A 6386-nucleotide genomic window follows, 5' to 3' on the forward strand; every position below is an offset into this window, starting at 1 on the left:
AGGTCCGCACGAATGCAGAACTGGCAGCCGACCAACCCGGTGGAGCGCAGGTTCATGGACGCGCATACGGACTGGATGAGTTTCGCGAAGGAACGCGACGCGCGATTGATGATCTGGCAGACCGACGAGACGGATGCGGAGCTCGTGCGGCTGTATTTCCAGGTCCAGGATGAAACATCGTGTGCGGTCAGGACGATGCGTGCGTCGTTCGTCAATGAAGCGGGGTATGCGAAGGCGCTGACGGACGAGCTTATTGCGTTCTACGACAGCCGGCGCGAGGGGTCCGAAGCGCAGGGCGTGCGTGCGGATTGGCAAGCGCCGTACGACGATGGGAAGAATCCTTTGCTGCATCTGTTCACAGTTGCCGACAGCCTGATGCAGCACCATCCGGATATTTTTCCGGCGATGGTATTCGTGCTGGAACCGGCGAACGTGCGAGATGACGCGGCATGGGTGCAGTGGATGGATGGCTTGCTGACGATCATGGCGGTCGCGCCGCAGCTTGGCGAGCGCGTGCGTTTTGTCGTGCCGCGTACGGATATCGCGCCGTTTGCAGCGCTGATGCAGCGGCATCGGGCTGCGGTGCGCGTCGTGCAGGGGAAATATTCGATGGCGAGCGTGCCGCGAGAATTGCTGGCGGAATCTGGCGAGCGCGGGCCGAGCGGTGAATTTCGGCGGCATTTCGTGTTGCTGACCGAGATTATCGAAAGCGGCAATCCGGCTCGGCTGGAGGAACTACGTGCGGCGGCGCTGAAGGTCGCAGAGCGCGAGCAGTGGTTCGATCAGTGCGTTGTCGTGCATCTGATTGCCGGTGCGGCGTATCTGAAGTGGCGCGATCGGGAGAGGGCGATCGAGGCGTATCGGAGCGCGGCCAGTAGCGGGATGCGTGCGGTCGAGGCCAAGCATCCGGCGGGGCACAAGCTCGTGGCGAACGGGTTGTTCGGCGAGGCAAGCGTGCATCTGACGCACAAGGATTACGCGCACTCGGCGTATTGCTACGAACGCGCGGCGGCGTCGACCACGGCTGCCAAGGATGGGCTGATGACGGTCGAGGCATGGCGGATGAGCGCCGTGTGCTGGGAGCGGGCAGGGGAGCGCGAGCATGCGCTCGAGGCCGGGTTCAATGCGCTCGATGCGGGATTGATGATCGACGAGCCGATTCGGGCGAAAAGTAATCTGCCGATGGTTGTCGAGTGGATGGTTTCGCAGTTGGGTGCAATGGACCGGCGACGCAACGTACTTAGCGAGAAAGTCGCTGCGTTGCGCGGTGGGCGCTGAGCGGAGGCCGAAACTGTGGCACTTCCAGCCGTCAAGCATCTCGATCCGGTTGTTGGCGTGGACGTTCATTCGGTGCTGGTCACGCCGGGTACACCCCCGGTGTTTCTGCCGCATCCTCATGTCGGGTTCATGCTCGATAAGCGCGAGTACATCCAGGCCGCAAAAGCCGTGGTCGGCTGCATTGCAATGATGATCGCGCAGGAGAAGGTGACCGAATACATCGAAGATCATCCCGAAGATGTGAAGAAGCTGGAACACCTGGCCGATGAAGCAAACCAGCAGGTCAATGAACAGCTCGATGGCTTAATGGGTGGCGGAAAGCTGCCGGACTTCAAGGATGACCCCAATGTCGCGGAAGGGATGAGGCTTGCGAAAGAGGCCAATAAGATCAAGAACCGCATAAGTGACGATCTTGGCTCGAACGTCGGATCGGGTGGCAGTAGCGGCAGGCCGATTTTTGTGAACGGGATGATGCGCGCCACGGCGGGCACGCATGCGTATCACGTTCCGGGGTTGCATTTCCCGCTCGGAGAATCGTTTGCGCCGCCGCCTGAGAAGGTTGAACCGTCGAACGACGGGGAATCGTTCATGGGCAGCAAGACGGTGCTCGCCAACAACGATCCGATGTCGTACATGGCGCTTGAGGCGTTGAGTTGCTGGTCAGTCGGGATGGAGCCGCCTCCGCATAACAGCGCGCATACGGATCGAACTTATCCGTCAATGCCGAGTTCGGTGATGTTGCCGATTCCGGCAGGGCGTCCGGTGTTGGTGGGCGGGCCGCCGATCATGAACATGGCGGCGGCGGCGAAGGGGTTGTTCAAGGCGTTTCAGGGCTCGAAGTGGGCGAAGGCGCTGGCGGACAAGCTGAATTTGAAGTCGGGATTTCTCAAGTGCAAAGTACTAGATGCGGAGCCGGTCAACTCGACCACGGGTGGAGTGGTCATGCAACAGCACGATTTCCAAATCGCTGGGCGCCTTCCGTTTGTTTGGACTCGGTACTACGCAACCCACGATATACAGTGTGGAGCCGTTGGAGCAGGCTGGCAGACGCCCGCGGACATCCGACTCGACCTAATACCACACGAAAGCGTGGTTGGCGTTGTGGCTCACACGCCAGATTGCGTGACGGCATTCGACGCGCTGCCAGACGATACAGGTTGGCCGGCGCGCGTGTACGACTGGCAGCACGGACACGCGCTATATCGGCTGAATAACTACCTGGTACTACGCATGGCGATTGGCATCGAATACGCGTTTGCGCTTCCGAAAAATTGGCAACGCACGATACACATGCCAACTGGTGGAGCCACATTAACTCTGTCAATCGAACAGATGGCAGATCTCAACGGAAATGCCTGGACGTTCGAGCGCGGCCGAGATCAAGATCTGGTGCGCGTGATCGAACGGAATAATCGGGAGTCGACAGGGCGTGTGATCGAATGCAGGTCTGGCACTATCGGCCAGAATACGGGGCGCACGACTCTACTGACCTCATTGACGCTGGTAGACGCGAATGACCAAGCTTATCCACTCGTCCATTACGAACACGATCGACAGGGCAACCTGATTGCGGCGCGGGATGCGATGGGACAACCCCATTGTTATGCATATGACGACGATCACCGAATGGTGCGCCATACAAGCGCTGGAGGAGTGTCTTTCTGCTACAGCCATCGACAGCACGACGACGGCGTGTGGCGGGTCGACCGTGCTTGGGGCGACCGCGGCATAGCCGACTATCGATTTGCTTACGACCTGGAGCATCGAGAAACACGGATAACGGATTCGCTGCAGCACACGACAATTCTCCAGACAAATGACCGTAGCATGCCGGTGGCGCGAATTGATCCGCTTGGCGGAGTGAGGAGCTACAAGTACGACGGACAAGGCCGCACGAGCGCCGAGATCGATCCCGCGGGGCGTATTACTACATGGAAATACGATGAATACGGGAATCTCCTTGCACTGACATTGCCGGACGGAAGCATCGTAGCCGCGGAATACAATACTGCCCATCAACTGGTCTGCGTGACCGCTCCGGGAGAAAAGAGGTGGCGTTACGAGTGGGATGAATGCGGCAATCTGCTTGCTCGAACGACTCCGGGACTGGGCTGCATGCGCTATGAGTACGATCGCAATGGTCGGATTGTTGCTACTACGGGGCCTCGTGGGGCAGTAACTCGCTTCACTTACGACCATCACGGCAACCTTGCACAAGTAGTCGACGCCCTCGGAAATCGCACACGGTACACCTATGACGCGAGGGCCAATCTCATACAGACCGTCAATGCGTTAGGGCAGGCAACGTGTTACGAATACGATCGAAACGGTAACCTAACGCGAGTCGCTGAGACGGGGGATCAGCAAACGTTCTACAGCTACGACGCAGATGGAAATCTGACTCGCTACCGCGATCCGAACGGCCACGTTTTGCAATTGGAATATTCTGCACTAGGGCAGATTACAAAACGTGTAGCACCAAATGGCAGTGTGATCGAGTATCGATACGACACCGAAGAGCAGTTGATTGGCCTTGTCAATGAGCTCGGTGAGTCGTATCAACTGATTCGTGACCCGTTGGGCCGAATCGTTGAGGAAATCGACTTTTACGGCCAGCACTATCGTTACGAATACAATTCGACAGATTATTTATTGAGCACCACCGACCCACTGGGACGATCCACCAAATACGAGACGGATTCACTGGGCCGAATTTTAAAAAAGCATGTGCAAGACCCACGGCAACCAGGAGCGATTTGCTCCGAGACCTTTTCATACGACTCCAGCGGAAACCTCGTCTCCGCAAGAACACCCAACAATCTTGTTGAATTAAAATACAACACAGATGGTCAAGTCATTGAAGAGAATCAGGGCAACAAATTATTCATTTCCAGCACATACGATACAAATGGAAACAGAGTTGAGCGTCTTTCGAAAATAAACGTCGCCAGCGAGACCATCACTCACTCTGTAAAATATGAATACGATGCGCTAAATGAAATAAGCCTAATTCAGATAGACGAATCAACTCCGATTACATTCGAACGCGATGCACTCGGACAAATTATCACAGAACATCTGTGCGACGAGACACGACGGGAGTTGTCATATACGCCAACAGGATTTCTGACGAAGCAATCCATATCTTCCAACACCGGCCCTTTGTTTTCCTGCGAATACTCATACGATAAAAACGGAGAAATAATCGAGAAATATGACTCGCGCCTTGGCATTGATCGTTACGAGTATGACTCTGTAGGAAATTTAATCAGACACCTCGATCCGGCAGGGAAGCTCTCCCAATATTTGCACGACTCTACCGGCGATCTGATGCATATGCGTTCTCCTTGGAGGAACCATACAGATTTCTTTGGACAAGAACAGTTGGTCACGTCATGGATCAGGGAAAACGAACATGACGGTTGCTACTATGGGTTCGACCGGAGCGGCAATTTGGTGAGGAAGCGGGATCAGCATCAGGATCTGATGTTGAGCTGGGATGGAGACGGACTGTTGATCGAAACATTGACAATACGTAATTCGACGGAGGTCGAGGCAAATCCCTACGGCATGGAGCGTATTTACACCCGCTATGAATACGACGCCTTTCATCGACGCACCGCAAAGCATACGCAGATTTCAAACGACAACGATTCATCAGGACAGCGAGAATCTGCCTCGATGCACCGATGTCGATCCAGTTGGTTCTTCTGGGAGGGGGACGCGCTAGTGGGTGAAATCACATACGACGATCCAGCAGTCGATAGGCGACTGTTCCGCGAAGCGCAAGGTATCTCCGAGGAACGCTCCCGAACATGCACCTATCTCGGTAACCCGGGCGATGATACAGAAAGGACTACCACTGAGCGCCCCTTTGTAGCCCGCGAATGGCTCTACTATCCGGGAACACTTAGACCACTGGCTGGAATTCACCGGGAATACACCACGGAGCCATCCCTTTTTCTGGAAGACGACGTTAGTCACGGTACGCGCAACATTCATTCCGATGCAATGCCCCAACAACGCGTGCCCCAACCGAGCCCCCGATCGGTCGACCCCATCGCGATAGGCGAGATGGCGCACTTGACATTAAAATCGTTGCGCAATTATTTATTTTATAGCGACCCCAATGGAGCCATTATCCGAGTCATCGGCAATCAAAAAAACATCATTTGGGAATGCAATTACGACGCATTAGGTGGAATTAACCACCTAATGTCCGAAATTGAATTCAAACAGCCTCTACAGATGCTTGGGCAGTACTTCGATTCAGAGACTGGACTCTGCTATATGCGACATCGATACTACGACGCGCGGTCAGGCCAATTCATCAGCGCCGACCCGATACGCCTTGCCGGAGGAATAAATCTTTATCGCTATGCACCGAATACAGTGACCTGGGCAGACCCGCTCGGGTTAGCAGCAAATCCATATCCAATTCCAGTATTCGACCCCGACAATCCCATTTCATTTCATGCAATCTGGGGATACGTGAGAAGTGTTCCCGGATATGAAAAGCCTGAGAACGTGAGCGTCATCAGATCAGCCTACGCCGATATTGCAGCACGAAGAGGGGCCAATGTAGCCGTCCTGAGAATCGGGAAAGGTGACAACGAACATTACTATGTTTTTGGAAGTGGAAAGGATGAAAATGGAAATTCCAAACATGCCGAAGAGTTCATGTTTGCATTTATGAGAAAAAACAAAATCAAGCCAAGTGATGTTACAGGGGCCTACAGCGTACTAAGCCCATGCGCAGAAAAATGTCTCAAGAAGACAAATTCCAGGAAAATGAATTTCGACTGGAGTTTTATTCACGTGGGTGGATCGGAGGCGAGAACTTACAGCAAAATACGAGCAGGCCTCGCAGCACGCGGAATTGGTTAATTTCAGACATCGGTCTGCTTTCTTCGAATCAATACGATTGGTTATGGATGACGCCAGCTCATCCGAGCCGGCACGCGGCACGCCTGGACACCGTTGAACTCGCTGAGCCGCGGATTCGAAACCTGAAGGAAGCATGTGCACTCGATCACTATTTTACATAACGTGAATTATCGAACGTTTTGATTGTAGTAGCTTTTTAGATGGAATGGTCGCCTCCCGCC

At 54.5% G+C, this 6386-nt stretch carries 2 protein-coding genes; both read left to right on the forward strand.

The window, feature by feature from the left end; genetic code table 11:
- The first annotated feature begins 12 nt into the window (after positions 1-12).
- Positions 13-1278: a hypothetical protein gene (locus OEJ37_RS20315; protein WP_263345240.1), complete on the forward strand. Its 1266-nt coding sequence runs from the start codon at positions 13-15 to the stop codon at positions 1276-1278.
- 15 nt (positions 1279-1293) lie between these two features.
- Positions 1294-6165, forward strand: a complete 4872-nt coding sequence (locus OEJ37_RS20320) for an RHS repeat-associated core domain-containing protein (protein ID WP_263345241.1) — start codon at positions 1294-1296, stop codon at positions 6163-6165.
- The last annotated feature ends 221 nt before the right edge of the window (positions 6166-6386 follow it).

It is taken from the genome of Burkholderia sp. BKH01, assembly GCF_025685725.1.
Taxonomy (GTDB): domain Bacteria; phylum Pseudomonadota; class Gammaproteobacteria; order Burkholderiales; family Burkholderiaceae; genus Burkholderia; species Burkholderia pyrrocinia_C.

Bases quoted from the DNA above. Each gene is read 5' to 3' on its own strand.
- OEJ37_RS20315 (WP_263345240.1), top strand. From the start codon at position 13: ATGCAGAACTGGCAGCCGACCAACCCGGTGGAGCGCAGGTTCATGGAC.